The sequence below is a fragment of the Janthinobacterium sp. CG_23.3 genome (genome assembly GCF_046115965.1).
Taxonomy (GTDB): domain Bacteria; phylum Pseudomonadota; class Gammaproteobacteria; order Burkholderiales; family Burkholderiaceae_D; genus Janthinobacterium.
The window spans coordinates 1-25,172 of the sequence record NZ_JBJXIB010000033.1 but is presented as its reverse complement, the minus strand read 5'-3'; the positions used below and the strand labels follow the sequence as shown (position 1 = coordinate 25,172).

Below are 25,172 nucleotides of genomic sequence, written 5' to 3'. Positions count from 1 at the left end.
GATGGGGCACTGTAAATCGCCGCACGTATTTTAAAAAATGAATAATAATGAAACCATCAATCACTTTTTAAGAATCGAGGGCGGCGATGGACTTGGCGGCGTTGCGCATATTCAAGGCGGTGGCGGAAGAAGGCAGCGTCACCCGGGCGGCGGCGCGGCTGAACCGGGTGCAGTCGAACGTCTCGGCGCGCCTGGCCCAGCTGGAGGAGGCGCTGGGCGTGGCGCTGTTCCACCGCAGCGCACGGCGCCTGCTGATCACGGCCGAGGGCGCGCGCCTGCTCGACTACGCCGACCGGCTGCTGCAATTGGCCGACGAGGCCGCCGCCGCGGTGCAAGGGCGCCGCGCGCCGTCGGGCAAGCTGCAGATCGGCGCGATGGAAACCACCGCCGCCGCCCGCCTGCCGCTGGTGCTGGCGGCCTTCCACCGCCTGCACCCCGACGTCGAGCTGTTGCTCGACACCGGCCCGACCGACTACCTGGTGCAGGCGGTGGTGCAGCACCGCCTGGACTGCGCGCTGGTGGCGGCGCCGGTGGCGTGCCCGGAACTGGCGCAACTGGCGGTGTTCGAGGAGGAGCTGGTGCTGCTGACCGACCTGGCGCACGGCCCGGTCGCCACGCCGCACGACGTCGCCAGGAAGGCGCTGCTGGTGTTCCGCGCCGGCTGTTCGTACCGGCGCCGCCTGGAGGCCTGGTTCGGCGACGCCGGCGTCGGCGTCGGCCGCGTCGCCGAGTTCGGTACCTTCGAGGCCATCATCGGCTGCGTCGCCGCCGGCATGGGCGTGGCGCTGATGCCCAAGGAAGTGTTGCGCCAGCGCAGCCTGGCGAAAAGCATCCGCGCGCACCCGTTGCCGGCGGCGCTGGCCGGCGTCACCACGGTGCTGGTGTGGCGGCGCGACATCGTCCACCACCCGGCGCGGCAAGCGTTCGCCGCCAGCTTCCCGGGCTGAGCGCGGCGGCCGCCGGCGCCGCCTGAAAGTTTCCCTGTAGGCAACAATAATGACACAAAGAAAATAGTGATATCAAAATTTTAGCGATTGTGATCTAATGGAAACTTCAGCGCATCACAGTCAAGCCGCCCCCCGCCGGGCGGACGCTTCTGACCGCGACGGGCTGTACCACACCCTTCCACGTCGATAACAGGAGCATAGAATGAAGCCGCTCTGCTTGGTCCACACCGCACTAGTCACACTTTTCCTTGCCGGCGCAGCGCACGCCGCGCCCACCGGCCACGTCGCCAACGGCAGCTTTGAAGACGCCGGCGCCAACATGGTCGACGGTTCCTATTGCTATCTCAACGTGGCCGGCCACGAGTGCGGCGCGGTGCCCGGCTGGAGCGGCCAGTTCGCCCTGATCCACAGCGACAGCGCGCCGTGGGGCGTGCCGAACTCGCCGTACGGCGCGCTGCTGGCCGGCCTGCAAAACCAAAGCTACCTGGAACAGACGCTGACCCTGGCCGCGCCGGGCGTCTACGCGCTGTCCTGGGCCGACGCCGGCCGCGGCAACTACGGCGGCGCCGAAACCTATCAAGTGTCGTTCAACGGCGTCGTGCTCGAAACCGTCCAGGTCGGCTTTGGCGCCGGCTGGACCGGCCACGCGCTCAGCTTTGCCGCGGCGGCGCCGGGGGTGCTGCGTTTCGCCGGGCTCAACGCCAGCGGCGACTCCACCGCCTTCATCGACCATATCGCGGTGGCGTCGGCGGTGCCGGAACCGAGCAGCTATTCGATGCTGATGCTCGGCCTGGTATTACTGCTGTGCACGGCGCGCGGCAACGACACCGAGAAGTTCGCGCCAGCCTGAGCGCCCGCCCCCTCCCCAAAAAAAAATCCCGCCGCGCGCGGGATTTTTTTGGGCGGTGCCAGCCATTACGGATAGCTGCGCAGACTGCACACGCGCTCGATGTTGCCGACCGCGACGTTGCTCTTCAGCGCGCGGGCGATGCAACCGGCCTTGTCCGGCCCGGAATCGGCCATCAGCACCGACAGGCCAAGCAGCGCGGCGACGCCGAGCAACACGATCAGCACGCCCTTGAGTATTTCTTTGTTCATTGCGGCACCCGCGCCTGCGCGCGCTTCCCTTCGAAAGCGCCATTGTATGCGAGGCGGCGGCGCCGCGGCGCCCCGCTCAGCGGGGCGGCGGCCCGTCCAGCAGCGCCTGCAGTTTGCGCATCGTCGCCCAGTTGCGCGAGGTCACCGCGTCGCCCAGCAGCGCGCCCAGCGCCGCCGCCGCGCGGCTGGCCAGCACCCCGGCCGGACACCACAGGTAGGCGGCCCACGGGCCGGCCGCCAGCGCCTCGGGCGCCCAGTCCTGCCGCAGCAGCGGCGCCAGGCGCGCCAGGTCGGCCGGCTGCTTGAACACCGACACCAGCAGCCTGGACGGGTCGTCGGCCAGCGCCAGCAGGGTGTTGCCGGCGATGATCTCGCCGAACCGCACCGCGTCGAGCACGGTCGCGCGCGCCGCCACGCCCAGCTTGAGCACCAGCGCCTCCTCGATGCGCGCGGCCGACTCGGCCGGCGTGAAGCCGGCCGCGCCGAACACCACGTTGCCGCTGTTGAGCAAGGTGCGCACGTCGCTGTAACCGAGTTCGCCCAACAATTTGCGCAGGTCGGCCATCGCCACGCGCTTGGCCCGCCCGACATTTATCCCCCGCAACAATGCCACGTGCTGCTCTGCGTTCATCGCCTTCTCCTCCTGGTCTGCGCCGCCGCGCTACGGCAGCGCCGCGGCGGCGGCCGGCTCGGCGCCCGCCGCGTCGTCCGGCGCCGGCGTCTGGCGCGGGATGCGCAAGGTGAAGCGGGCGCCGTGTCCGGGCGTGCTACTGACCGAAATAGTGCCGCCAAACTGCTTGACGATCAAGTTAAACACGATATTCAAACCCAGGCCGGTGCCGCCCTGGCCGCGGCGGGTCGTCACGAACGGGTCGAACACCTTGTCGAGCATGTCGGCCGGGATGCCCTTGCCGTTGTCGCTGACCTGCATCTCGATCCAACTGCCGTCGCGCCGCACGCCGATGGCGATCAAGCCCTCGGTGTCGGCGTCGAAGGCGTGCTCGACGCAATTGAGCGTCAGGTCGGTGAGCACCTGCGCCAGCGCGCCCGGGTAGCTGTCGAGCGTGATGTCGTCGGGACAGTCGATGGCGATGCCGATGCGGGTCTTCTTCAGCGACGGCTGCAGGCTCGAGACGACCTCGCCGATGTACTCGCGCAGCTCGAAATGGCGGCGCGCCTCGCTGACCTGGTCGGCGGCGATCTGTTTGAAGCTGTGGATCAGGTGCGCGGCGCGGTAGGCGTTGTTCATGATCAGGCGCGCGCTTTCGCCGGCCGTCTCGAGGTAGCGCAGGATGTCGGACTTCTTGACGTTGCCGCCGCCGACGGCGGCGAGCACCTCGTCGGTGGCCTCCTTGAGCACCGAGGCGCTGGTCAGGGCGATGCCGACCGGCGTGTTGATTTCGTGGGCGACGCCGGCCACCAGGCTGCCCAGCGAGGCCAGCCGCTCCGACTGCAGCAGCGACTCCTGCGCCCGGCGCAGCTCGTCCATCGCCCGCGCCGTCTGCTGCTCCGAGCGGCGCGCCGCGTCCTCGGCCTCGCGGATGCGCTCGATGATCGACTTGAGCTTGCGCTGCACCGCGTTGAAGCCGCGGATCACGTCGCCGAGCTCGTCGCGGCGGTTGTCGGGCAACTCCTCGACGTCGTCGCTGCCGCGCGTGGCCAGGTCGACCAGGCCGTCGCGCAACTGCTTGAGCGGGTCGAAGACGATGCGCAGGCTCAGCGCCAGCGCCGCCACCAGGATCGAGTCCAGCAGCAGCACCTCGATGACCTTGCGGCGCACCTCGGCCACCAGCGCCGCGTCGATCTGGGCGCGGCTGAAATTGACCACCACCTTGCCCACCGTCACCGGCTTGCTCGACGCCGACACGGCCACCGAATCGCGGAACACCAGGTTGGCCTCGACCGGCGCGCCGGCCACCACAAGCTCCGAGGCGATCGAGACGATGCGCCCGGCGGCGTCGCGGGCCTTGCCGGAGAACAGGCCGACCGAGGAGTCGTAGACGCGGATCGCCACCAGCTCGGGCGGCAGCATCTCGGCGGCGACGATGCTGTCGACCTTGGACTTGTCGAGGTCCCACAGCGCCGACGGCAGGCTCGTTTGCAGGCGCGTCAGCACGCCCTCGCGCAGGCGCTGGCTGCCCGATTCGAGGTCCTTGCCCAGGCTGTACTGGGTATAACTGCCGGAAATGGCGAGCACCAGCGTGACGATGACCACGAATAGCAGCGTCAGCCGGACTTGAATACGGACCATCGGTGCACTCTCCCTCTGCCAGGGCTTCGGCCGCCGCGGCGCGGGCGGAAGCGAATTTGACGGCAACGTCCCAATGTACGGTATGGCCCGCGTCTTGGCAAGACGAACCGCTAGACCGGCGCGGCATAGAACCGGCGGCCGCGAAGCGGGATCGGACCCTCGGGGTCTGCCCCCAATGCCGCTAAGTTCAGGATTTTCGTAGATCGGTTAGCCCGCCAGGGCGTATCCCGACTGGCGTCGGCTTACGCGTGCGCTCATTTAAGTTAGCGGCATTCCGGTCCGCCCCCGGCCTTTGCAGCTGGTTTGGCCGAATTTCGCGCAAACTAAAAGATGACGGACGCCAGCACATGTTGCCTCAAGGAAAAATACCGTCGACCGGACCGGCTTACACTTCCAGCATATTGCGTCGCTTGCAATGCAGGCGATTTTTCCGGCCGCGCCAGGCCGCCCACCAGCCAGGACCCTCCTCCATGACATCCACCAAGCGATCCGGCCCGGCCGTGCCCCCCGGTCTGAGCGAAGCCAACCGCCCTATCCGGCTGCGCCTGGGCAGTGGCGAGGGCGTCAACGACGACCTGTTGCTGGCCAAGCACGTCAGCGGGAAAACTCATTGTTTTGTCTTTGCGCAAACTCGTGTGTAGTGTGCCGGACAATAATGCATGACCGTTTTACCAAATGAGGGATAGCCATGCGTAGCGTCATACGCTTAAACGACCCTAGCAGTCATGGCGGTCAAGTCGTCAGTGTCGGCGCCAGCCACTTCGCCATCGGCGGCATTGCGCCCAAATAGGAGCGCCGCCATCATTCGACCAACGAGATTAGTCGCGCCATTGCGCGCTATTGCCGATTTGCGCAGCCGTTACCCCATCCTGGGCAGAGCGGCCGCGGTGCGTCAGCAAAACGGACTGCTGTTGCTGCAGACGATCGCCGAACTGCATGGGGGAACCTGCCTGGCGCCGAGCTTTACCCACATCGTCGGGCAACGCTACCGCCTGCGTTGCGCCCGCGGACATGAGTGGGAAACCGAACTCAGAATTCTGTTCAAAGGCTTTTGGTGCGCTACTTGTACGCGCTTGTCGCGCCGTCTCACCATTGAAGACATGCAGCGCTTAGCCGGGAAGCGCGATGGCCAGTGCCTGTCGTCGGAATATGCGAATTCCCACACCAAACTGCTATGGCAATGTGCCGCGGGCCACCAATGGCCGGCGACGCCGGCCAATATCGGCAGAGGGAAATGGTGTCCCAAATGCCGCGGTTACATGCCGGCGGACGAGCAACACGCCATGTTGGCGCGCCTGGCGCAAGAGCGCGGCGGCCAGTTGCTCTCCACCGTCTATGTCGGCAGCCACGATCTGCTGGAATGGCAGTGTGCGAACGGTCACATCTGGATGGCTTCCCCCGGTTCCGTAAAAAATGGCCCTTCCTGGTGCCCGCGATGCCGCGGCCGTTTGCCGAAGCAGGAAATGCTGGCGCAGTGTCGCCAGATCGCGCTCGAGCGCGGCGGCCAACTGCTGTCGACGCATTACCTCGACAATAGGAATAAGCTGGCTTGGCGTTGCGCTCGGGGTCATACCTTCGAGGCGCCACCCGGCAATATCAAGAGCGGGCAATGGTGCCCGAAGTGCTACGGACGCGGCTCGAAGGAAGAACATCACGCGATCCTTAGCCAGTTGGCCGTTGAACGTGGCGGCCGGCTGGTTTCGGCATGCTATCTCGGTGCGCGCGATAAGCTGACCTGGGAATGCCGCCGCGGCCATCAATGGGACGCCACGCTCGCCTCGGTGAAAACCCATGGGCGCTGGTGCCCGCAGTGCGGGATTATTGATAAGCACACTCCCACGCTGATGCGGAAATACCACGCCGTCGCCAGGGAGCGCGGCGGGCTATGCCTGTCAGACGACTACACGACCGCCCACCGGAAAATGCAATGGCAATGTGGCGAAGGCCACCTTTGGTCGGCGTCCCCATCCAATATCATGGGTGGCAAATGGTGCCCCAGATGCAGCGGAAGGATGCCGGCGGCGGAACGCCACGCGCAACTCTCGGAACTGGCAAAGGAACGCGGCGGCCATCTGCTTTCGGGGCACGTCGTCACCCTGGCGCAGAAATTGTCCTGGCTGTGCCATCGGGGACACGAGTGGCAGGCGGTTGCCTCATCCGTAAAAGGGGGGACGTGGTGCCGCCAATGTGCCAATCTCGACAAGTGCGGGCCGAGGGCCGCCCGGAAATACTTGGCGCCGTCGGAGCGGCGGGACGACTTCGTGCCGCCAGCCGGCCAGCCAGGCGCTGGCAAGACCAAACCCCGGAACATTCCGTGAGTGGTAAGATCGGAGCTATTCAACAGGGGGACACGCGATGACGGCAAGCTACCGGCACCTTGCACTGGCGCAAGTGCAAGCGGGAATGGTTTTATCCGATGAGCTGCTCGACGTGCAGGGCCACGTGCTGCTGCCGCAGGGCACCGTGTTGAGCGAGGCGATGCTGGCGCTGATGCCGCGCCACGGCATTGAAATGCTGCCCATCGCCAACGGCGCCGTCTCGGAGGAGGAGCTGGCGAGCGCCCACGGCCACGCCCAGCAGCGCCTGGCGCGGCTGTTCCGCCACAACGACCCCGACGACCAGCAGGACTGGGCCAGCGGCCTGTTGCGCCGCTTCGTCGAAGACTACCGCCTGGGCAAGGAGCCGGCGCCATGAGCGCCGCGCCGCTGACCCGCGACGATATCGTACACAACCTGGCCGACCTGCCGTCGCTGCCGGCGGTGGTGATGGAGCTGCTCAACAGCATCGACCAGGAGGACATCGACATCTCGGTGCTGGCCAAGAAGGTGTCCCACGACCAGGCGCTGACGGCGAAAACCCTGCGCCTGGCCAATTCCTCGCTGTACGGCCTGCAGGTCAAGGTGACCACGATCCAGCAAGCCATCACCTACCTGGGCTTCCAGACCACGCGCAACCTGATCACCGCCGCCGCCGTCACCGGCTGCTTCCCGGAGGGGCGCTGCGCCGGCTTCGACGACAAGGCGTTCTGGCGCCACTCGATCGCCACCGCCGCCTGCGCCAAGGTGCTGGCGCGGCAGATCCGCTTCAACCAGGACTACGCCTTCACCGCCGGGCTGCTGCACGACATTGGCCGGCTGGTGCTGGTGACGAGTTTTCCGCAGCGTTTCAGCGAGGCCATCGCCCACCGCGCCGCGCACGACTGCAGCATGCTGCAGGCAGAACGCGCCGTGCTCGGGGTCGACCATGTCGACGCCGGGCTGGCGTTGGCGGAACACTGGAATTTTTCCGACACGATGCGCCTGGCCATCGCCGGGCACCACGATCCGGAGGCGCCGGGCGCCGGTTTCCTGGCCTCCATCATCCACGTGGCCGACGCGGTGGTCTATGCGCTCGACCTGGCGGGCGGCGCCGACGACTTGGTGCCGCGGGTGTCGACGGTGGCGTGGAGCGCGCTCGGACTGGACGAGGAAGCGTATTTGCAGCTGTTCCGCGAAACCGAGCTGCAGTACGAAGAGATCACCACGATACTGCTGGCGTAAAGCGGTGGGGCGACCTTGACGCACTCAAGCGGGGCGGTCGATACGGGGCGCGCTGGCGCACTTGCGTTGGCGGGCTGGAAGTCGCCGCGGTCAGGTCAGACGGGCACGGGCGGGAGGCCGCCGCCGGACCCGAAGGACCCGGCGGCGGATGCACTATGCCGGTTGGCAAGCGAGCGCCACAGCGCGCCGGCCTCAGTGGGCATAGCTCGACGACGACTCCTGCGACGCATCCGGACGCTCTTCCGCCTTGGGGCGGCCCTGCGCGTCGGACAGGCGGTACTTGGTGCGGCGGTCGCCCATCAGGTCGCGCAGGTCGCGGATGCTCATGCCGGTCACTTCGTGCATGCGGATCAGCAGCGAGGCGCCGACCGGCAGGCGGTGGTGGCGGATCTTGCTGATGACCGGCGGCGCCACTTCGAGCAGGCGCGACAGCGCAGCGTCGTTTTTCAGCTGCATTTTGCCCAACAGGATGTCGAGCAGATGGTTCGGGTTGTAGCTTTCTTGGGAAGCAAGAGAATGATGTGCCATGATTTTCCTCGTCTGGTAAGTTGTGAAAAGAATGCCGTTTCGAACTTAAGGAAGACTTAGTTTCGCCAAATAAGTTCCACAAATAATGTGTCGTATATCGCTTGAACAGGATTGAACAAACGTTTGAAGAACGAGTTGCACTACAGGTTGAGCAGCGGGTTAAACAACGGACCCACGTGATTTATTTCCTCCAAGAATAAAATGGAGCGGGCGTCGGCGTGGGCGAGGCATGTTGGCAATCTCTTCAGTGAAATTGCCCTTTAAACAATATTCTATGCCAAAAGCGTCCGCTTGCAGCCTAAGCGTCGGATGCGAACGTTGTTCAACATCAATCAACCCGCTGGAATCCCGAGCAACGCTGTCATTTCAACACATAGGGATGGATAACGTCGCACGCAAGGACGCGTAGGAAATTGTTACAAATCATCGGCTTAGGCCAGTACCTTAAAGCGTCGGGTCCGCTTGCCGGGCCGGCGCGCCGTGGCCGGCGCCGCGAAACTGCGCTAAACTAGCGTCCTGAATTGCTCGCCATGCGCACAGCGCCGCGCCCGCCTGCGCGCCCCCGGCACAACCCTTAGGCGCCTTATTCCATGCAGAAAAAAGTTTTCATCAAAACATTCGGTTGCCAAATGAACGAGTACGACTCGGACAAGATGGCCGACGTGCTGGGCGCCTCCGACGCCCTGGTGCGCACCGACAATCCGGAAGACGCCGACGTGATCCTGCTCAATACCTGCTCGGTGCGCGAGAAGGCGCAGGAGAAAGTGTTCTCCGACCTGGGCCGGCTGCGCGAACTGAAACTGGCGAAACCCGGCCTGCTGATCGGCGTCGGCGGCTGCGTCGCCTCGCAGGAGGGCGCCGCCATCGTCGCGCGCGCGCCCTACGTCGACATGGTGTTCGGCCCGCAAACGCTGCACCGCCTGCCGCAGATGATCAGCGCGCGCCGCAGCAGCGGCCAGCCGCAGGTCGACATCAGCTTCCCCGAAATCGAAAAGTTCGACCACCTGCCGCCGGCCAAGGTGGACGGCGCCGCCGCCTTCGTCTCGATCATGGAAGGCTGCAGCAAATATTGCAGCTATTGCGTGGTGCCCTACACCCGCGGCGAGGAGGTCTCGCGGCGCTTCGGCGACGTGCTCGCCGAGGTGGCCGGGCTGGCCGCCCAGGGCGTCAAGGAAATCACGCTGCTGGGGCAGAACGTCAACGCCTTCCGCGGCGTCATGGACGGCGACGGCGAGGTGGCCGACTTCGCGCTGCTGCTCGAATACGTCGCCGCCATCCCCGGCGTCGAGCGCATCCGCTTCGTCACCAGCCATCCGAAGGAATTCACCCAGCGCCTGATCGACGCCTACGCCAAGATCCCGCAACTGGTGGACCACCTGTACCTGCCGGCCCAGCACGGCAGCGACAAGATCCTCGGCGCCATGAAGCGCGGCTACACCGGGCTCGAATACAAGTCGATCATCCGGCGCATCCGCGCGGTGCGGCCGAACATCGCCATCTCGTCCGACTTCATCGTCGGCTTCCCCGGCGAGACCGAGGCCGACTTCGAGGCGATGATGAAGCTGATCGCCGACGTCGGCTTCGACAACAGCTACAGCTTCATCTTCAGCAAACGCCCCGGCACCCCGGCCGCCAGCCTGGCCGACGACACCCCCCACGAGGTCAAGCTGGCGCGCCTGCAAAGACTGCAGGCGGCGATCGACGCCAACACCAAGCGGTACAGCCTGGCGATGGTCGGCACGGTGCAGCGCATCCTGGTCGAGGGCCCGTCGAAGAAAGACCCCGGCGAACTGCAGGGGCGCACCGAAAACAACCGCGTCGTCAACTTCGACGCCGGCGCCGACGCGGCGCGCCTGATCGGCCAGCTGGTCGAGGTGCGCATCAGCGCCAGCCACTCCTACACCCTGCGCGGCGACCTGGTGGCCGCCGCCGTCGACCTGAAAAGAGCCTCTTGAAAACCAAGACCCCGATCCAACCGCACTACTTCGTCCCCGAGCCGCTCGACAACAGCCGGCTGGCCCACCTGTGCGGGCCGCTCGATGAAAACCTGCGGCAAATCTCCGCCGCGCTCGACGTCACCATCTTCCGCCGCGGCGAGCGCTTCATCGTCGGCGGCAGCAACGCCGAGCGCGCCGTCGCCATCCTCGAACAGTTTTACGCCATCGCCAACAAGGTGGTGCCGTTGGAAGAGGTGCAACTGGCCCTGGTCGAGCAGCGCGCCAACCTGTCGGCCGCGTCCGAGCACAACCCGGCCACGCCCTTCGTCGAACCGGACATCCAGAGCCCGGTGCTGAAGACGCGCCGCAGCGACCTGCGCGGGCGCACCCCGCACCAGATCGCCTACCTGCGCGCCATCCTGGAACACGACATCAGCTTCGGCGTCGGCCCGGCCGGCACCGGCAAGACCTACCTGGCGGTGGCCTGCGCCGTCGACGCGCTGGAACGCGACGCCGTCAAGCGCATCATCCTGACCCGTCCGGCCGTCGAGGCCGGCGAGCGGCTGGGCTTCCTGCCGGGCGACCTGGCGCAAAAGGTCGACCCCTACCTGCGCCCGCTGTACGACGCGCTGTACGACCTGCTCGGCTTCGACCGCACCCAGAAGCTGTTTGAAAAACAGGTCATCGAGATCGCGCCGCTGGCCTACATGCGCGGGCGCACCTTGAACCACGCCTTCGTCATCCTCGACGAGGCGCAGAACACCACGGTCGAACAGATGAAGATGTTCCTGACGCGGATCGGCTTCGGCAGCAAGGCGGTGATCACCGGCGACGTCACCCAGGTCGACCTGGCGAAGAGCCAGAAGAGCGGCCTGATCGACGCGATTTCCGTGCTGAAGGACGTGCGCGGCATCGCCTTCACCCAGTTCACCAGCGCCGACGTGGTGCGCCATCCGCTGGTGGCGCGCATCGTCGACGCCTATGAAAGCGCGCAGAGCGCGCAAGCGGTGGCGCACGAGCTGGCCCCCCTTCTGACATCGACGAAAAAAAATGATCGAAAAAAATAAGCTATCCCTGTCGGTGCAATACCCCGACCCGCGCCTGCAAGGGAGCATCACGCGGCCGAAGGTGCGGCGCTGGGTCAAGGCCGCGCTGTTCGCCCCGGCCGAGCTGACCATCCGCTTCGTCGACGCCGACGAGGGCCGCACCCTGAACCGCGACTACCGCGAGAAGGACTATGCGACCAACGTGCTGACGTTCGCCTACAACGAGGGCGAGGACATGGGCGGCGGCGTGGCCGACGACGCGCCGACCCAAGCCGACATCGTCCTGTGCACCGACGTGCTGGAGCGCGAGGCGGCCGAGCAGAACAAAACCGTCGAGGCGCACACCGCGCACCTGATCGTCCACGGCGTGCTGCACGCGCAGGGCTACGACCATATGGACGACGAAGAGGCCGCCGAGATGGAGGGTCTGGAAACCGAGATCCTGGCCAAGCTCGGCGTCGCCGACCCGTACGCCGCCGAAGCGCAAGGCTGAGAAGCCGCTCACTAGGCCGCGGATTAGCGCGGCGTCATCCGACGCCTGGCGGCCGCCGGCGCCAGGCAGGTTACGCCCTGGCGGGCTCACCCGAGCTACGAACATCGCCATTGAAGGAGCACTACATGGGTACATGGTCTGTCGATACATACGGCAACGATTACGCGCTGGACTGGGCGCAGGATTTGCAGGAGGCGGGCAACCTGGAGCCGATCGAGAGCACGCTCGACTACGCCCTCGGCGACGGCGAGCTGGAGGCGCCGTTCGGCGCCGAGGCGCTGGCGGCGATCGACGTGCTGGCGCGGCTACAAGGTAACGGCGGCGACGAGGACGACGGCGGCGGCGCCGACATCGACCGCTGGGTCGCCCAGCGCAAGCAGAAAGTCTCGCCGGCGCTGGCCGGCAAGGCGCTGCGGGCCATCGAGCGGGTCCTCGGCGAGCAGTCCGAGTTGCGCCAACTATGGCAGGAAAGCGAGCACTACGAGGAGTGGCGCGCCGCCGTGCTGGCGCTGAAAGCGCGCGTGGCGGCATAGCGTTCGCGGCGCGCCGGCCCGCTTTCGCGGCGTCGCCGCGCACGATTAACAACGCCCCCTAGCCCGGCGCGGCCATGCCTTTCCGACAAAATCCATCAACGCCGGCCTTTTGGTGTATCCTATACCCCTTCGTAACAACGGCTCACGCCTCCTATGCAAGAGCACCCTAGTGGCGTCAAAAATGACGCCAAGCCCCACCGGTCACTGTTTGAACGCCTGACCGCACTGATTTCCCCCGAGCCAGAGAACCGCGCGGAACTTCTTGAAGTCCTGCACGATGCGCACGAGCGCAACCTGATCGACGCCGACGCCTTGTCGATGATCGAGGGGGTGTTCCAGGTGTCCGACCTGTCCGCGCGCGACATCATGGTGCCGCGCTCGCAGATGGACATGATCGACATCAGCAAACCCATCGAGGAATGGATGCCGACCGTGTTGGCCACGGCCCACTCGCGCTTCCCGGCCATCGAGGGCGAGCGCGACAAGGTGATCGGCATCCTGCTGGCGAAAGACCTGCTGCGCTACTACGCCGAGGAAAGCTTCGACGTGCGCGACATGCTGCGCCCGGCCATCTTCATCCCCGAGTCGAAACGCCTGAACGTGCTGCTGCGCGACTTCCGCGCCAACCACAACCACATGGCCATCGTCGTCGACGAATACAGCGGCGTGGCCGGCCTGATCACCATCGAGGACGTGCTCGAGCAGATCGTCGGCGACATCGAGGACGAATACGACTTCGACGAGGAGGAGGACAACATCCTCTCGATCAAAGAGGGCCAGCACGGCCCGCGCTGGCGCATCAAGGCGCTCACCGAGATCGGCCAGTTCAACGACACGCTCGGCGCCGCGCTGGCCGACGAGGACGTCGACACCATCGGCGGCCTGGTCTCGAACCACCTGGGGCGCATGCCGCACAAGGGCGACGTGTTCGACCTGGGCAACCTGCGCTTCGAGGTGTTGCGCGCCGACGCCCGGCAGGTCCACGTGCTGCTGGTTGAAAAGCTGCCCGACGCGGCCGTGTCCGACGTCTAAATGCGCTTTCGACGCGCCCGCCCCGGCGACCCGCCCGCCCCGCCCCGCCCCATCCGCGGGCGCATGCTGATCGCCGCGCTGGCCGGCGCCGGCGCCGTGCTGGCGTTCGCGCCGTTCGGCTATTGGCCGCTGCAAATCGCCAGCCTGGCCGTCCTGTTCTACCAAATGCTGCGCGCCAACGCCGTCAAGGGCGGCTTCCTGGTCGGCTGGGCCTACGGCGCGGCCTGGTTCGGCGCCGGCATGTACTGGTTGTTCATCTCGATGCACCGCTACGGCGCCATGCCGGCGCCGCTGGCGGCGCTGGCGGTGGCCCTGCTGGCGGCGCTGATGGGCCTATACGTCGGCCTGGCCATGGCCGGCGCGGCTTGGCTGCGCCGGCGCTGGCTGCTGCCGCTGCCGCTGATGAACCTGCTGGTGCTGCCGGCCGCGTGGGCGCTGCAGGAATGGTGCCGCGGCTGGTTCTTCACCGGCCTGCCCTGGGTCGTCGCCGGCTACGCCCACAACGCCAGCCCGCTGGCCGGCTACGCGCCGCTGCTCGGCGTCTACGGCCTGGGCTGGCTGGCGGCGTTGAGCGCCGGCGCGCTGCTGCTGCTGGCGCACCGCACCCGCCTGGCCGCCGCCGCCCTGGTGCTGGGCACCTTCGCGGCCGGCTTCGCGCTGACCCAGGTCCAATGGACCGAACCGTTCGGGCGCCCGCTCAGCGTGCGCCTGGTGCAGGGCAACGTGCCGCAAGACCAGAAATTCAATCCCGCCAACGTCGAGGACGCGCTGCGCATGTACCACGGCGCCGTCACCGCCGCGCCGGCCAACCTGATCGCCACGCCGGAAACGGCGGTGACGCTGTTCCCGCACCAGCTGCCGGCGGAATACCTGTCCAGCCTGGCCCAATTCGCCGTCAAGTCGGACAGCCACGTCCTACTCGGCATGCCGCTGCTGGAACGCCCGTCGCAGGTGGCCAACAGCGCCGTCGGCTTCGCCCCGCGCGACGGCGCGCCGACCTACCGCTACGACAAGCACCACCTGGTGCCGTTCGGCGAATCGACCCCGGACGGCTTGCACTGGCTGGTGGCGATGATGGCCATTCCGCTGGGCGACATGCAGCGCGGCGCGCCGGTGCAGGCGCCGTTCGCGGTGCGCGAGCAGCTGGTGCTGCCGAACATCTGCTACGAAGACTTGTTCGGCGAGGAAATCGCCGACCAGCTGGCGGCGGCGCACCGCGCCGGCCGGCAACCGGCCTCGATCCTGATCAATATGTCGAACCTGGCCTGGTTCGGCGACTCGACGGCGATGCCCCAGCACCTGCAAATTTCGCAAATGCGCAGCCTGGAGACGGGTCGGCCGATGCTCCGCGCCGGCAACACCGGCGGCACCGCCGTCGTCGACGGCCGCGGCGCCATCGCCAGCGCGCTGGCGCCGCACACCCGCGCCACGCTGGCGGCGACGGTGCAGGGCATGGGCGGCGTGACGCCGTATATATTGTTTGGCAATAAACTCATACTCGCCATCGCCGCGCTGGCCCTGGCCGGCGCCGGCCTGCTGGCGCGGCGCCAGCGCAGGCGGGCCGGCGCCGGTCCCAATGAAACGCAACAACCGGGCCGATGACGCCTGAACGCACGAATTTGCTGATAGTCGGCAGATAGTTGCTGGAAGAGTCACAGCCTGCCTTTAAAACCCGCTAAAATTAAGCGCTTTGCGACGCCAGGCCCTCGCCCGGCGCGCGCCGTCATTCGCGTAGAGACCAACCACGATGCTCACATTTCAACAAATTATCCTGACGCTGCAATCCTACTGGGACAAACAGGGCTGCGCCCTGCTGCAACCCTACGACATGGAAGTCGGCGCCGGCACCTTCCACACCGGCACCTTCCTGCGCGCGATCGGACCGGAGCCTTGGCGCGCCGCCTACGTGCAGCCGTCGCGCCGGCCGAAGGACGGCCGCTACGGCGCCAACCCGAACCGCATGCAACACTACTACCAGTACCAGGTGGTGTTGAAGCCGGCGCCGGAAAACATCCTCGACCTGTACCTGGGCTCGCTGGCCGCGCTCGGCCTGGACTTGCAGCAAAACGACGTGCGCTTCGTCGAAGACGACTGGGAAAGCCCGACCCTGGGCGCCTGGGGCCTGGGCTGGGAAGTCTGGCTGAACGGCATGGAAGTGACCCAGTTCACCTACTTCCAGCAAGTCGGCGGCCTCGACTGCAAGCCGGTGCTGGGCGAAATCACCTACGGCATCGAACGCCTGGCGATGTACCTGCAGGGCGTGGAAAACGTCTACGACCTGGTCTGGACCGAATGGGAAGAGAACGGCGTGGCCAAGAAGCTGACCTACGGCGACGTCTTCCACCAGAACGAGGTGGAGCAGTCGACCTACAACTTCGAGCACGCCAACACCGAGCTGTTGTTCGCCCAGTTCGCCAACTACGAGGCCGAGGCCAAGCGCCTGATCGACTTGCAGCTGACCCTGCCGGCCTACGAGAAAATCATGAAGGCTTCGCACAGCTTCAACATGCTCGACGCCCGCGGCGCCATCTCGGTGACCGAGCGCGCCGCGTATATCGGCCGGGTGCGCACGCTGTCGCGCCTGGTCGCGCAAGCGTATTACGAGTCGCGCGAGCGCCTCGGCTTCCCGATGCTCGACGCCGCCGACCGCCCCGCCGCGCCAGCCGCCGCGCCCTGCGCCGCGTAAGCGCCGCTTCACCGTAACGCACCAAGACACCATGAACCACACACTGCTCATCGAACTGCTGACCGAAGAACTGCCGCCGAAAGCGCTGGCCAAACTGGGCGCCGCCTTCGCCGCCGGCATTTACAACGGCCTCAAGGCGCGCGACTTCCTCGAAGCCGACAGCGTCGCCACCACCTACGCCACGCCGCGCCGCCTGGCCGTGGCCATCACAAACGTGCGCGAAGTCTCGCCCGACAAGGCGATCCGCGAAAAAATCCTGCCGGTCAGCGTGGCGCTCGACGCCAGCGGCGCCGGCACCGCGCCGCTGGCCAAGAAACTGGCGGCGCTGGGCTTTTCCCACGTCACCGTGGCCGAGCTGGAACGCGCCGCCGACGGCAAGGCCGACAGCTTCTTCTACACCCACACCGCGCCCGGCAGCGCGCTGGCCAGCGGCCTGCAGGGCGCGCTGGAAGAGTCGGCCGCCAAGCTGCCGATTCCCAAGCTGATGAGCTATCAGCGCCCCGACGCCAGCACCGTGCAATTCGTCCGCCCGGCGCACAGCCTGTTGGCGCTGCACGGCATCAACGTCGTGCCGCTCACGCTGCTGGGCCTGCAAGCGGGTCGCACCACGCTGGGCCACCGCTTCCTGTGCGCCGAGCGCGCCCACGCCGTCAGCATCACCCACGCCGACAACTACGCCGAGCAGCTGCAAGCCGAAGGCAAGGTCGTCGCCGGCAACGACGCGCGCAAGGACAGCATCCGCGCCCAGCTGCTGGCCAAGGCCGGCGCCGACCTGGTGTTGATGCCGGAAGCGCTGCTCGACGAAGTGACCGCGCTGGTCGAATGGCCGGTGGTCTACGAGTGCCACTTCGAGGAGGAGTTCCTCGACGTGCCGCAGGAATGTCTGATCCTGACGATGCAGACCAACCAGAAGTACTTCGCCCTGACCGATAGCGCCGGCAAGCTGCGTTCGCGCTTCCTGATCGTCTCCAACATCGAGACGGCGACGCCCGAGCACATCGTCGGCGGCAACGAGCGGGTGGTGCGCCCGCGCCTGTCGGACGCCAAGTTCTTCTTCGAGCAAGACAAGAAAAAAACCCTGGAGGCGCGCCTGCCGCTGCTGGCCAACGTGGTCTACCACAACAAGCTGGGCAGCCAGGCGCAGCGCATGCAGCGCGTCAAGGCGCTGGCCGGCGCCATCGCCGCCAAGCTGGGCTTTGACGTCGGCCTGGCCGAACGCGGCGCGATGCTGGCCAAGGCCGACCTGCTGACCGACATGGTCGGCGAGTTCCCCGAGCTGCAGGGCATCATGGGCACCTACTACGCGCGCCACGACGGCGAGCACGACGAGGTGGCGCTGGCCGCCTCCGAGCACTACCAGCCGCGCTTCGCCGGCGACGGCCTGCCGGGCAGCGCCACCGGCACCGCCGTGGCGCTGGCCGACAAGCTTGAAACCCTGGTCGGCATTTGGAGCATCGGCCTGCAGCCGACCGGCGACAAGGACCCGTTCGCGCTGCGCCGCCACGCCCTGGGCGTGCTGCGCATGCTGCTGGAAAAACGCCTGCCGCTGTCGATCGGCGGCCTGCTGGCCGACGCCGCGCGGCCCTTCGCCGCGCTGCCCGGCTTCAAGGACCCGGTCGCCGACGTCACCGTCTTCATGCTCGAACGCCTGCGCGGCATCCTGCGCGAGCGCGGCTTCTCGCCCAACGAGATCGAGGCCGTGGTGGCGCAGAACCCGGACCGCCTGGACGACATCGTGCAGCGCCTGGAGGCGGTGCAAGCCTTCGCCGCGCTGCCGGAGAGCGCCTCGCTGGCCGCGGCCAACAAGCGCATCACCAACATCCTGAAAAAGAACGAGGAGGCGCTCAGCCAGGTCGCGGCGGCCGGCGTCAACGCCGCGCTGCTGCGGGACGCGGCCGAGAAGAACCTGGCGGCGGCGCTGCTGCGGGTGCAGCCGCAGGTCGACGCGGCGTTCGCCGGCGGCGACTTCGCCGGCACGCTGAAGACCCTGGCCCAGCTGCGCGACGACGTCGACGCCTTCTTCAACGACGTCATGGTAATGGCCGAGGACCTGGCGCTGCGCAACAACCGCCTGGCGCTGCTGTCGTCGCTGCACGGCATGATGAACCGCGTCGCCGACATCTCGAAACTGGCCGCCTGATGGGAGCACCGGCGATGAAACTGATCATCCTCGACCGCGACGGCGTCATCAACCACGACTCGCCGGACTTCATCAAATCGCCGGCCGAATGGCTGCCCATCGCCGGCTCGCTGGAGGCGATCGCGCGCCTGAACCAGGCCGGCTACCGCGTCGTGGTGGCGTCCAACCAGTCCGGCATCGCGCGCGAGTTCTTCGACATGACGATCCTCAACGCGATCCACCAGAAGATGCACGCGCTGGCGCAGCAGGTCGGCGCCAACATCGACGCGATCTTCTTCTGCCCGCACGCGGCGGTCGACGGCTGCGACTGCCGCAAGCCCAAGCCCGGCATGTTCGATGAAATTTCGCAGCGCTACAAGACCACGCTGAAAGGCGTGCCGACCGTGGGCGACTCGCTGCGCGACCTGCAGGCCGGCTTCAAGAGCGGCTGCGCGCCCTACCTGGTTTTGACCGGCAAGGGCGAGAAAACCCACGCCGACGGCGGCCTGCCGCCCGGCACCCTGGTCTTCCCCGACTTGGCGGGGATGGTCGGCCACCTGTTGAAAACGGCGCCGGCGGCGCCCCCGAACACCGCCCTTAGCACTTAATCTGGAGCCCGCATTGCGTAATACTTCCCTGTTTCTGCGTTCCCTGCTGTTCATGGTCATCATGATCGTCGCCACCATCGTCTGGGCCTGCGTGTGCTTTTTCGCCGCGCCGCTGTCGTACAACAAGCGCTACTGGGTGACCTCGCGCTGGAACGTCTTCATCCTGTGGTGCGCCAAGGTCATCTGCGGCATCCGCTACCAGGTCAAGGGCGCCGACAACTTCCCCGACGCGCCGGCCATCGTGCTCTCGAAGCACCAGTCGGCCTGGGAAACCATCTTCCTGCTGCCCAGCCTGCCGCGCCCGCTGGTCTACGTGTTCAAGAAGGAAATCCTGTACATCCCCTTCTTCGGCTGGGCCATGGCGCTGCTGCGCATGATCCCGATCGACCGCAAACAGGGCAAGAACGCCTTCAAGAACGTGGTCGCGCACGGCAAACGCCGCCTGGCGGACGGCCAATGGATTATCATGTTCCCTGAAGGCACGCGCATTCCGGTCGGACAGAAGGGCAAATACAAAAGCGGTGGCACCCGGCTGGCGATCGACACCGGCGCCGTGGTGGTGCCGATTGCGCACAACTCGGGCGAATGCTGGCCCAAGCAATCGTTTTTGAAGCGGCCGGGCTTGATCACGGTCTCGATAGGCAAACCGATTTCGCCGGAAGGCCACACGCCGGACAGCATGATGCAACAGGTGGAAAATTGGATAGAATCAGAAATGCGCGTCATTTCGCCTCACGCCTACAGCGCTGGCTAGACGGCATCGGCGCGACGATCCAGGAACCGACACTGCGACAGCAAATGAAGTCACTCGAGGTCAACGGTCAGCAACTGGATTTGTTCGCGCAGGACGCCCCGGCCGCCGCCAAGGCGCCGGGCGCGCCGCCGACGCCGCCAGCACCGCCATCGACGCCGCCGTCGCTGCTATGGAGCGCGCCGCCGCCGGCCGCCCTGCCCTCGCCGCCGCGCGCGCCCGACGCGCCGCCGCTACGCCAGCTGCAACTGGGCCAGCACAGCATCGAATACGAATTGCGCCGCTCGACGCGGCGCTCGATCGGCTTCATGATCGACGACGACGGCCTGCGCGTGACCGCGCCCAAGCGCATCACGCTGGCCGAAATCGACAACGCCATCCGCGCCAAGCAGGGCTGGATTTTATCCAAACTGCACGAACGGCGCGAACGCCGCGCCCAGCGCCTGCAACGCCCGCCGGTGGTGTGGACGGACGGCGCCGCGCTGCCCTACCTGGGCGGCTCCATCACGCTGCGCCTGCATTACGCGGCGCGCCACCGCGCCAGCATCAACCGCGACTCGGGCGAGCTGCACGTCTGGGTCCCGCCGGCCGGCACCGAACAACAATTGAAGGAGAAGGTTCGCGCCTGGCTGCAGGACGAGGCCAGGCGCTTGTTCGCCGAGCGGCTCGACGTCTACGCCGCCAAGCTGGGCGTGAGCTTCCACTCGTTCGCGCTGTCGTCGGCCGGCACGCGCTGGGGCTCGTGCACGGTGCAGCGCAAAATCCGCCTGAACTGGCGCCTGATCCACTTCGCGCTGCCGCTGGTCGACTACGTCGTCGCGCACGAGCTGGCGCACCTGCTGGAAATGAACCATAGCGCGCGCTTCTGGGCCACCGTCGAATCGGTCTACCCGGACTACGACGGCGCCAAGCAGGCGCTGCGCAAACGCTCGCAGGAACTGCCGGCGCTGTGGTAGCGCGCCGCTCGGTTAACGCGATTGTCGTCGGTCGGCTTACGCCAGCAGCGGCCGCAGCAGCGCCAGCGTGCGCGCGGTGGCGCCGCGGTGCTGGCCGGCGAAGGCCAGCGCGCTGGCGCCCATCGCGGCGCGGCGGGCCTCGTCTCGCAGCAGGGCGCCGGCCTGGCGCAGCAGCGCGTCGGCGTCGGCCGCCAGTTCGGCGGCGCCGGCCTCGATGGCGTCCTGCGTCACCAGCGCGAAGTTGAAGGTGTGCGGCCCGGTCAGCACCGGCTTGCCCAGCGCGCAGGCCTCGATCAGATTCTGCCCGCCCAGCGGCAGCAGGCTGCCGCCGACGAAGGCGCAGTCGCAGGCGGCGTAATAGGCGAACATTTCACCCATCGAGTCGCCCAGCAGCACCTGCACGCCGGCCGCCAGCGCGGCGCCGTCGGACGCCAGTTGCGTGCGCCGGCGCAGCGCCAGGCCGTGCCCGCCGACCAGCGCGGCGACCTCGTCGAAGCGTTGCGGGTGGCGCGGCACGATCACCAGCAGCAGCTCGGGCGGCAGCGCGGCGCGGCGGTAGGCGTCCAGGATCAGCGCCTCCTCGCCGTCGCGCGTGCTGGCGCACAGCAGCACCGGACGGGCGCCGATCTGGCCGCGCAGGCGCGCGCCGGCGGCCAGCGCCGCGGGCGCCGGCGCGACGTCGAATTTGATGCTGCCGGTGACGGCGACCCGCGCCACGCCCAGCTCGCGCACGCGGGCGGCGTCGGCCTCGGTCTGCGCCGCCACCAGGCTGATGCCGCGCGCGGCGTCCAGCAGCAGGCGGCCGAAGCGGCGCGCCTTGCCCAGCGATCGCTGCGACAGGCGCGCGTTGACCAGCGCCACCGGCACGCCGCGCCGGCCGCACTGGGCGATCAGGTTCGGCCACACCTCGGTTTCCATCAAAATGCACAGGCGCGGCTCGAAACGGGCGATGAAGCGCGCCACCATGCCGCCGGTGTCGTAGGGCAGATAGGATTGCAGCAGGCGCGCGCCGTGCCGGGCGAACAGCGCGCGCCCGGCGGCGCGCCCGGTTGGGGTCATATGGGTCAGGACGATGCGGCACTCGGGCCAGGCCGCCAGCAGGGCATCCACCAGCGGCTCGGCGGCGCGGGTCTCGCCGACCGAGACGGCGTGCAGCCAGACGGTCATCGGCGCGGCGCCCGGCGGACGCCGGCCGTAGCAGCCGAGCCGCTCGGCCCAGTGCAGGCGGTAGCCGGGTTCCCGGCGCCCGCGCAGCCACAGCCGCGCCAACACCAGCGGCAGCGCCAACCACCACATCAGGGAATAGAAGCGTAACACTATGGCGTCGGCAAACTCTGGGCCAGCAAGCTCTTGGCCGCGGCCAGCACTTGCGCCACGCCCGGCGGCGCGCCGCGGTCGCCCAGGTTGATGATCATCGGCGACCAGTTGCCCTCGGTTTTCCAGCGCGGCGAATCGCAGTACAGTTCCACCGTCGGGCGCGTGAACGCCGCGGCGATGTGGGTCAGGCCGGTGTCGACGCCGACCGCCAGCGCGGCGTGGCGCGCCAGCGTGACGGCGTCGGCCATCGACAGCTTCGGCAGCACGCGCGCGTTCGGCAGCGCCGCCGCCAGCAGTTCGGCCTCGGCCAGCTCGGCGGCCGAACCCCAGGGCAGCAGGATCGGCATCGGCGCCAGTTGCGCGCCCAGGTCTATCCAGTTTTGCGCCGCCCACTTCTTGGCGTCGCGCGCGGTGCCGTGGAAATACACCGCGTACGGCTGCGCCGGCATCCAGTCCGGCCGCGGTTCCGGCCGGGGGCCGTCGGGCAGGCCGAAATCGGCCGGCGTGTCGACCTGGTAGCCGAGCGCGGCGCCGGCCACCAGGCGGCCGCGCGCCACCGCGTGGGTGCGCGGATCGAGCGCGATGCTCTTGCTGTGGAACAGGCGCGAGATGCCTTCGTAGCCCGAGCCTTCGCTGCCGTTGGCCAGGCCGACCTTGTGCCCGCCCGGCGCCAGCCGCGCCGCGCCCATGACGACGCCGGTCTTCAAGAGGCCCTGGGTGTCGAACACGTAGTCGTAGCGTTTTTCGCGCAGGGTTTTGAAGAAGGCGCCGATTTCGGCCCGGGTGGCTTTGCTGCCCAGGCTTTTGCGCCAGCGCCGCAGCGCGAACGGCAGGATCGTGCCGACCCGGCCGTTCAGCCGCACCAGGCTGGTATAAGCCTCCTCGACGACCCAGTCGATACGGGCGTCGGGGAAATGGCGGGCGATGTCGGCCACCATCGGCAGGTTGTGCAGCACATCGCCCATCGAGGAGACGCGCACCAGCAGGATGTTCAACGGCTTGGCCGAGCCGGCAGGCGCCCCCATCCGGCTCAGAAAGGCAGTTGCGCGTCCGGCTTGGCGGCCAGGATGACGCTCTTGAACTGCGCCTGGATGCGCGCCAGCGCGGCCGGCGTTTCAGCCTCGAAGCGCATCACGATCACCGGCGTGGTGTTCGACGAGCGCGCCAGGCCGAAGCCGTCGGCGTACTCGACGCGCAAGCCGTCGATGGTGATGATCTGCTGGTGGCCGGGGAACTCGGCGTTGGCGTGCAACTGCTCCATCAGCGCGACGTTCTCGCCCTCCTTCAACTCCAGGTGCAGCTCGGGCGTGCTGTCGGACTGCGGCAGGCTGTTGAGCAACGCCGACGGGTCGCTTTCGCGCGTCAGGATTTCCAGCAGGCGGGCGCCGGCGTACATGCCGTCGTCGAAGCCGTACCAGCGGTCCTTGAAGAAGATGTGGCCGCTCATTTCGCCGCCCAGCGGGGCGCCGGTTTCGCGTAGCTTGGCCTTGACCAGCGAGTGGCCGGTCTTGTACATCAGCGGCCGGCCGCCGTGCTTGGCGATATACGGCGCCAGGTGGCGCGTGCATTTGACGTCGTACAAGATCTGCTCGCCAGGATGGCGCGTCAGCACGTCGGCGGCGAACAACATCATCTGCCGGTCCGGGTAGATGATCTGGCCGTCCTTGGTGACGACGCCGAGGCGGTCGCCGTCGCCGTCGAAGGCGATGCCGATCTCGGCGTCGGAGTCGCGCAGGCAGCGGATCAGGTCTTGCAGGTTTTCCGGATGGGCCGGGTCGGGATGGTGGTTCGGGAAGGTGCCGTCGACTTCGCAGAACAGCTCGATCACTTCGCAACCCATGCCGCGGAACAGGTCGCCGGCGAAGGCGCCGGCGACGCCGTTGCCGCAGTCCACCGCGATCTTGATCGGGCGCGCCAGCTTGACGTCGCCGAGGATGCGTTCGAGGTAGGCGGCGCGGATGTCGTGGGTCGAGTAGGCGCCGGTCTTGCCGGCGTCGGCGGCGCCGGCGTCGGCCTGGTGCGCAACGATGCCGTGGTACAGCGCCTGGATCGTCTCGCCGTGGATCGCCTCGCCCGCCAACACCATTTTAAAGCCGTTGTAGTCGGGCGGGTTGTGGCTGCCGGTGACCATGATGCCGGACTGGGTGTCGAGCACGTTGGTGCCGTAGTAGACCATCGGCGTGGCCACCACGCCCAGGTCGATCACGTCGACGCCGGCCGCCTGCAAACCCTGGGCCAGCGCGGCGATCAGTTCGGGTCCGGACAAGCGGCCGTCGCGGCCGATGACGACGCGGCTCTGGCCCTTGGCCAGCGCGGCCCGGCCGAAGGCGCGGCCGATCTGCCGCGCCACATCGGCGTCGAGGGTTTTGCCGATGATGCCGCGAATATCGTAAGCTTTAAAGATTGTTTTCGACAGGGAGACCATAGTATTTTCAAAACGCGCGAAGCCGCGCGCCATGCCAAACCGGCCGGCGCCGCGGTATCGCCAAACATCAACGGGAAGGCCCGGGCGGCGTCAAACGACGTCCGCCGCGGCGCCAAGGGCGGCTCGCCGAACCGGACTGCGGTTCCGCGCGCCGAGGAAGTATACCGAATTATACCCGCAGCAGATCGATCGATTTGCCCGAATCGGTCCATTGCTTCACCCATTTCGGCTGGCGGCCGCGGCCGGTCCACTGCTGCGACTCGTCGTCGGGGTTGCGGTAACGCACCGCCACGCTGCCGGTCTTGGCGCGCACGCCGCTGGCGACCAGCTCTTTCAAGGGAATGCCGACGCTCTGGGCGATCGCCAGAATTTGCTCGCGCGCCTTGGCGATATCGCGGTGCTCGCGCTTTTTCATTTCCTGCTTGATTTTGTCCTGAAGGTTGCGCAGCTCGGGCGCCGACATATTCGATAAATCCATCGTGATTCCTTTTGTACGAGTTATAGGCATAAAACCTTAGCGGTGAGCGGAATATACTACATTATCAGGACAACACCGGTTCTTCTTATCCGAAGCGCATCCTATACGCGATCGGATCGGATTATGCCGGCATCGCGGCATATATTCGCGCGCTATGGCGCCGCTATGCCGCCGCGGCGATAAGCGCGGTTGAAATAAATATTATTTATCGGCAATAAGAACCGGAGGGGGCGACGCCCGGTTTCTCTTCATCCTTGCCGTTCCGCGCCGCCGCCTATTCCTCCAGGCATAATCGCAGCGCCTCGCGCCAATCGGGCAGATCGCAAAAGCGTCCGATCAGGCGGTCCGAGCACAGCACCGAATTGGACGGCCGCGGCGCCGGCACCGGATACTCGGCGCTGGGGATCGGAATCAGCCGGCAATCGATC

General features: G+C 67.2%; 26 protein-coding genes. 17 read left to right on the top strand and 9 right to left on the bottom strand.

Annotation, left to right across the window (positions count from 1 at the left end; genetic code table 11):
- The first annotated feature begins 101 nt into the window (after positions 1-101).
- A complete protein-coding gene (locus ACFDR9_RS10580) occupies positions 102-947 on the top strand; it encodes a LysR substrate-binding domain-containing protein (protein ID WP_409030972.1) in 846 nt (281 codons plus the stop codon).
- Positions 948-1,149: 202 nt separating this feature from the next.
- Positions 1,150-1,797: a PEP-CTERM sorting domain-containing protein gene (locus ACFDR9_RS10575; RefSeq protein ID WP_409030971.1), complete on the top strand. Its 648-nt coding sequence runs from the start codon at positions 1,150-1,152 to the stop codon at positions 1,795-1,797.
- A 65-nt stretch (positions 1,798-1,862) separates the two neighbouring features.
- On the opposite strand, the gene ACFDR9_RS10570 is transcribed toward ACFDR9_RS10575, so the two are convergent.
- The 3 genes from ACFDR9_RS10570 to ACFDR9_RS10560 form a co-directional block, all read right to left on the bottom strand.
- A complete protein-coding gene (locus tag ACFDR9_RS10570) occupies positions 1,863-2,045 on the bottom strand; it encodes a hypothetical protein (RefSeq protein WP_409030970.1) in 183 nt (60 codons plus the stop codon).
- 76 nt (positions 2,046-2,121) lie between these two features.
- Positions 2,122-2,676 carry a DUF1697 domain-containing protein gene (locus ACFDR9_RS10565; RefSeq protein WP_035787723.1) on the bottom strand — a complete coding sequence of 185 codons (555 nt, stop codon included), beginning with the start codon at positions 2,674-2,676 and terminating at the stop codon, positions 2,122-2,124.
- Between the two features lie 30 nt (positions 2,677-2,706).
- A complete protein-coding gene (locus ACFDR9_RS10560) occupies positions 2,707-4,296 on the bottom strand; it encodes a sensor histidine kinase (RefSeq protein ID WP_409030969.1) in 1,590 nt (529 codons plus the stop codon).
- 470 nt (positions 4,297-4,766) lie between these two features.
- On the opposite strand from ACFDR9_RS10560, the gene ACFDR9_RS10555 reads away from it, so the two are divergent.
- The 4 genes from ACFDR9_RS10555 (at position 4,767) to ACFDR9_RS10540 (ending at position 7,835) form a co-directional block, all read left to right on the top strand.
- Positions 4,767-4,937: a hypothetical protein gene (locus ACFDR9_RS10555; RefSeq protein WP_409030968.1), complete on the top strand. Its 171-nt coding sequence runs from the start codon at positions 4,767-4,769 to the stop codon at positions 4,935-4,937.
- A 189-nt stretch (positions 4,938-5,126) separates the two neighbouring features.
- Positions 5,127-6,614, top strand: a complete 1,488-nt coding sequence (locus ACFDR9_RS10550) for a zinc-ribbon domain-containing protein (protein ID WP_409030967.1) — start codon at positions 5,127-5,129, stop codon at positions 6,612-6,614.
- An 85-nt stretch (positions 6,615-6,699) separates the two neighbouring features.
- Complete coding sequence (locus ACFDR9_RS10545) at positions 6,700-6,990, top strand: hypothetical protein (RefSeq protein WP_017877265.1); 291 nt, start codon at positions 6,700-6,702, stop codon at positions 6,988-6,990.
- Complete coding sequence (locus ACFDR9_RS10540) at positions 6,987-7,835, top strand: HDOD domain-containing protein (protein ID WP_017877266.1); 849 nt, start codon at positions 6,987-6,989, stop codon at positions 7,833-7,835. Before ACFDR9_RS10545 ends, ACFDR9_RS10540 begins: the two co-directional genes overlap by 4 nt.
- 192 nt (positions 7,836-8,027) lie before the next feature.
- Here ACFDR9_RS10540 and ACFDR9_RS10535 read toward each other — a convergent pair whose 3' ends face one another.
- The gene (locus tag ACFDR9_RS10535; RefSeq protein WP_026133001.1) at positions 8,028-8,363 is read right to left on the bottom strand and encodes a hypothetical protein; all 336 of its coding nucleotides are present in this window, start codon (positions 8,361-8,363) and stop codon (positions 8,028-8,030) included.
- A 590-nt stretch (positions 8,364-8,953) separates the two neighbouring features.
- Here ACFDR9_RS10535 and miaB point away from each other — a divergent pair.
- The 11 genes from miaB to ACFDR9_RS10480 all read left to right on the top strand — a co-directional run bounded on the left by miaB (position 8,954) and on the right by ACFDR9_RS10480 (position 20,524).
- Positions 8,954-10,318: a tRNA (N6-isopentenyl adenosine(37)-C2)-methylthiotransferase MiaB gene (gene miaB / locus ACFDR9_RS10530; protein ID WP_017877268.1), complete on the top strand. Its 1,365-nt coding sequence runs from the start codon at positions 8,954-8,956 to the stop codon at positions 10,316-10,318.
- Positions 10,315-11,367: a PhoH family protein gene (locus ACFDR9_RS10525; protein ID WP_409030966.1), complete on the top strand. Its 1,053-nt coding sequence runs from the start codon at positions 10,315-10,317 to the stop codon at positions 11,365-11,367. Before miaB ends, ACFDR9_RS10525 begins: the two co-directional genes overlap by 4 nt.
- Positions 11,351-11,839, top strand: a complete 489-nt coding sequence (ybeY, locus tag ACFDR9_RS10520; RefSeq protein WP_017877270.1) for an rRNA maturation RNase YbeY — start codon at positions 11,351-11,353, stop codon at positions 11,837-11,839. Before ACFDR9_RS10525 ends, ybeY begins: the two co-directional genes overlap by 17 nt.
- Positions 11,840-11,964: 125 nt before the next feature.
- A complete protein-coding gene (locus tag ACFDR9_RS10515; protein WP_409030965.1) occupies positions 11,965-12,372 on the top strand; it encodes a DUF4259 domain-containing protein in 408 nt (135 codons plus the stop codon).
- Positions 12,373-12,525: 153 nt separating this feature from the next.
- Complete coding sequence (locus ACFDR9_RS10510; protein WP_017877272.1) at positions 12,526-13,404, top strand: HlyC/CorC family transporter; 879 nt, start codon at positions 12,526-12,528, stop codon at positions 13,402-13,404.
- Positions 13,405-13,467: 63 nt separating this feature from the next.
- Positions 13,468-15,006 carry an apolipoprotein N-acyltransferase gene (gene lnt, locus ACFDR9_RS10505; RefSeq protein ID WP_409030964.1) on the top strand — a complete coding sequence of 513 codons (1,539 nt, stop codon included), beginning with the start codon at positions 13,468-13,470 and terminating at the stop codon, positions 15,004-15,006.
- A gap of 145 nt (positions 15,007-15,151) precedes the next feature.
- Entirely contained in the window at positions 15,152-16,090 is a 939-nt protein-coding gene (gene glyQ, locus ACFDR9_RS10500) for a glycine--tRNA ligase subunit alpha (protein ID WP_017877274.1), read from the top strand.
- A 31-nt stretch (positions 16,091-16,121) separates the two neighbouring features.
- Entirely contained in the window at positions 16,122-18,230 is a 2,109-nt protein-coding gene (glyS, locus tag ACFDR9_RS10495) for a glycine--tRNA ligase subunit beta (protein WP_017877275.1), read from the top strand.
- Between the two features lie 14 nt (positions 18,231-18,244).
- A complete protein-coding gene (gmhB, locus tag ACFDR9_RS10490; protein WP_017877276.1) occupies positions 18,245-18,817 on the top strand; it encodes a D-glycero-beta-D-manno-heptose 1,7-bisphosphate 7-phosphatase in 573 nt (190 codons plus the stop codon).
- Positions 18,818-18,830: 13 nt separating this feature from the next.
- Positions 18,831-19,571 carry a 1-acyl-sn-glycerol-3-phosphate acyltransferase gene (locus ACFDR9_RS10485; protein ID WP_026133003.1) on the top strand — a complete coding sequence of 247 codons (741 nt, stop codon included), beginning with the start codon at positions 18,831-18,833 and terminating at the stop codon, positions 19,569-19,571.
- A 44-nt stretch (positions 19,572-19,615) separates the two neighbouring features.
- Positions 19,616-20,524 carry a M48 family metallopeptidase gene (locus ACFDR9_RS10480; protein ID WP_409030963.1) on the top strand — a complete coding sequence of 303 codons (909 nt, stop codon included), beginning with the start codon at positions 19,616-19,618 and terminating at the stop codon, positions 20,522-20,524.
- A gap of 36 nt (positions 20,525-20,560) precedes the next feature.
- On the opposite strand, the gene waaA is transcribed toward ACFDR9_RS10480, so the two are convergent.
- From waaA to ACFDR9_RS10455, 5 genes are all read right to left on the bottom strand, one after another.
- On the bottom strand, positions 20,561-21,841 hold the full coding sequence (gene waaA, locus ACFDR9_RS10475) for a lipid IV(A) 3-deoxy-D-manno-octulosonic acid transferase (protein ID WP_409030962.1): 1,281 nt from the start codon (positions 21,839-21,841) through the stop codon (positions 20,561-20,563).
- On the bottom strand, positions 21,841-22,866 hold the full coding sequence (waaC, locus tag ACFDR9_RS10470; RefSeq protein ID WP_409030961.1) for a lipopolysaccharide heptosyltransferase I: 1,026 nt from the start codon (positions 22,864-22,866) through the stop codon (positions 21,841-21,843). The genes waaA and waaC overlap by 1 nt, the downstream gene beginning before the upstream one ends.
- Positions 22,867-22,871: 5 nt before the next feature.
- A complete protein-coding gene (locus ACFDR9_RS10465; protein WP_026133004.1) occupies positions 22,872-24,266 on the bottom strand; it encodes a phosphomannomutase/phosphoglucomutase in 1,395 nt (464 codons plus the stop codon).
- A gap of 169 nt (positions 24,267-24,435) precedes the next feature.
- Positions 24,436-24,744, bottom strand: a complete 309-nt coding sequence (locus ACFDR9_RS10460) for an H-NS family nucleoid-associated regulatory protein (RefSeq protein WP_409030960.1) — start codon at positions 24,742-24,744, stop codon at positions 24,436-24,438.
- Positions 24,745-25,018: 274 nt separating this feature from the next.
- Entirely contained in the window at positions 25,019-25,150 is a 132-nt protein-coding gene (locus ACFDR9_RS10455) for a hypothetical protein (RefSeq protein ID WP_409030984.1), read from the bottom strand.
- Between the last annotated feature and the right edge of the window lie 22 nt (positions 25,151-25,172).

Coding starts and splice junctions, on each gene's coding strand:
- ACFDR9_RS10480 (WP_409030963.1), top strand. CDS start 19,616: ATGAAGTCACTCGAGGTCAACGGTCAGCAACTGGATTTGTTCGCGCAG.
- ACFDR9_RS10535 (WP_026133001.1), bottom strand. CDS start 8,363: ATGGCACATCATTCTCTTGCTTCCCAAGAAAGCTACAACCCGAACCAT.
- miaB (WP_017877268.1), top strand. CDS start 8,954: ATGCAGAAAAAAGTTTTCATCAAAACATTCGGTTGCCAAATGAACGAG.
- glyQ (WP_017877274.1), top strand. CDS start 15,152: ATGCTCACATTTCAACAAATTATCCTGACGCTGCAATCCTACTGGGAC.
- ACFDR9_RS10465 (WP_026133004.1), bottom strand. CDS start 24,266: ATGGTCTCCCTGTCGAAAACAATCTTTAAAGCTTACGATATTCGCGGC.
- ACFDR9_RS10570 (WP_409030970.1), bottom strand. CDS start 2,045: ATGAACAAAGAAATACTCAAGGGCGTGCTGATCGTGTTGCTCGGCGTC.
- lnt (WP_409030964.1), top strand. CDS start 13,468: ATGCTGATCGCCGCGCTGGCCGGCGCCGGCGCCGTGCTGGCGTTCGCG.
- ACFDR9_RS10545 (WP_017877265.1), top strand. CDS start 6,700: ATGGTTTTATCCGATGAGCTGCTCGACGTGCAGGGCCACGTGCTGCTG.
- ACFDR9_RS10555 (WP_409030968.1), top strand. CDS start 4,767: ATGACATCCACCAAGCGATCCGGCCCGGCCGTGCCCCCCGGTCTGAGC.
- gmhB (WP_017877276.1), top strand. CDS start 18,245: ATGAAACTGATCATCCTCGACCGCGACGGCGTCATCAACCACGACTCG.
- ACFDR9_RS10515 (WP_409030965.1), top strand. CDS start 11,965: ATGGGTACATGGTCTGTCGATACATACGGCAACGATTACGCGCTGGAC.
- ACFDR9_RS10540 (WP_017877266.1), top strand. CDS start 6,987: ATGAGCGCCGCGCCGCTGACCCGCGACGATATCGTACACAACCTGGCC.
- ACFDR9_RS10560 (WP_409030969.1), bottom strand. CDS start 4,296: ATGGTCCGTATTCAAGTCCGGCTGACGCTGCTATTCGTGGTCATCGTC.
- waaC (WP_409030961.1), bottom strand. CDS start 22,866: ATGGGGGCGCCTGCCGGCTCGGCCAAGCCGTTGAACATCCTGCTGGTG.
- ybeY (WP_017877270.1), top strand. CDS start 11,351: ATGATCGAAAAAAATAAGCTATCCCTGTCGGTGCAATACCCCGACCCG.
- glyS (WP_017877275.1), top strand. CDS start 16,122: ATGAACCACACACTGCTCATCGAACTGCTGACCGAAGAACTGCCGCCG.
- ACFDR9_RS10510 (WP_017877272.1), top strand. CDS start 12,526: ATGCAAGAGCACCCTAGTGGCGTCAAAAATGACGCCAAGCCCCACCGG.
- ACFDR9_RS10565 (WP_035787723.1), bottom strand. CDS start 2,676: ATGAACGCAGAGCAGCACGTGGCATTGTTGCGGGGGATAAATGTCGGG.
- ACFDR9_RS10460 (WP_409030960.1), bottom strand. CDS start 24,744: ATGGATTTATCGAATATGTCGGCGCCCGAGCTGCGCAACCTTCAGGAC.
- ACFDR9_RS10575 (WP_409030971.1), top strand. CDS start 1,150: ATGAAGCCGCTCTGCTTGGTCCACACCGCACTAGTCACACTTTTCCTT.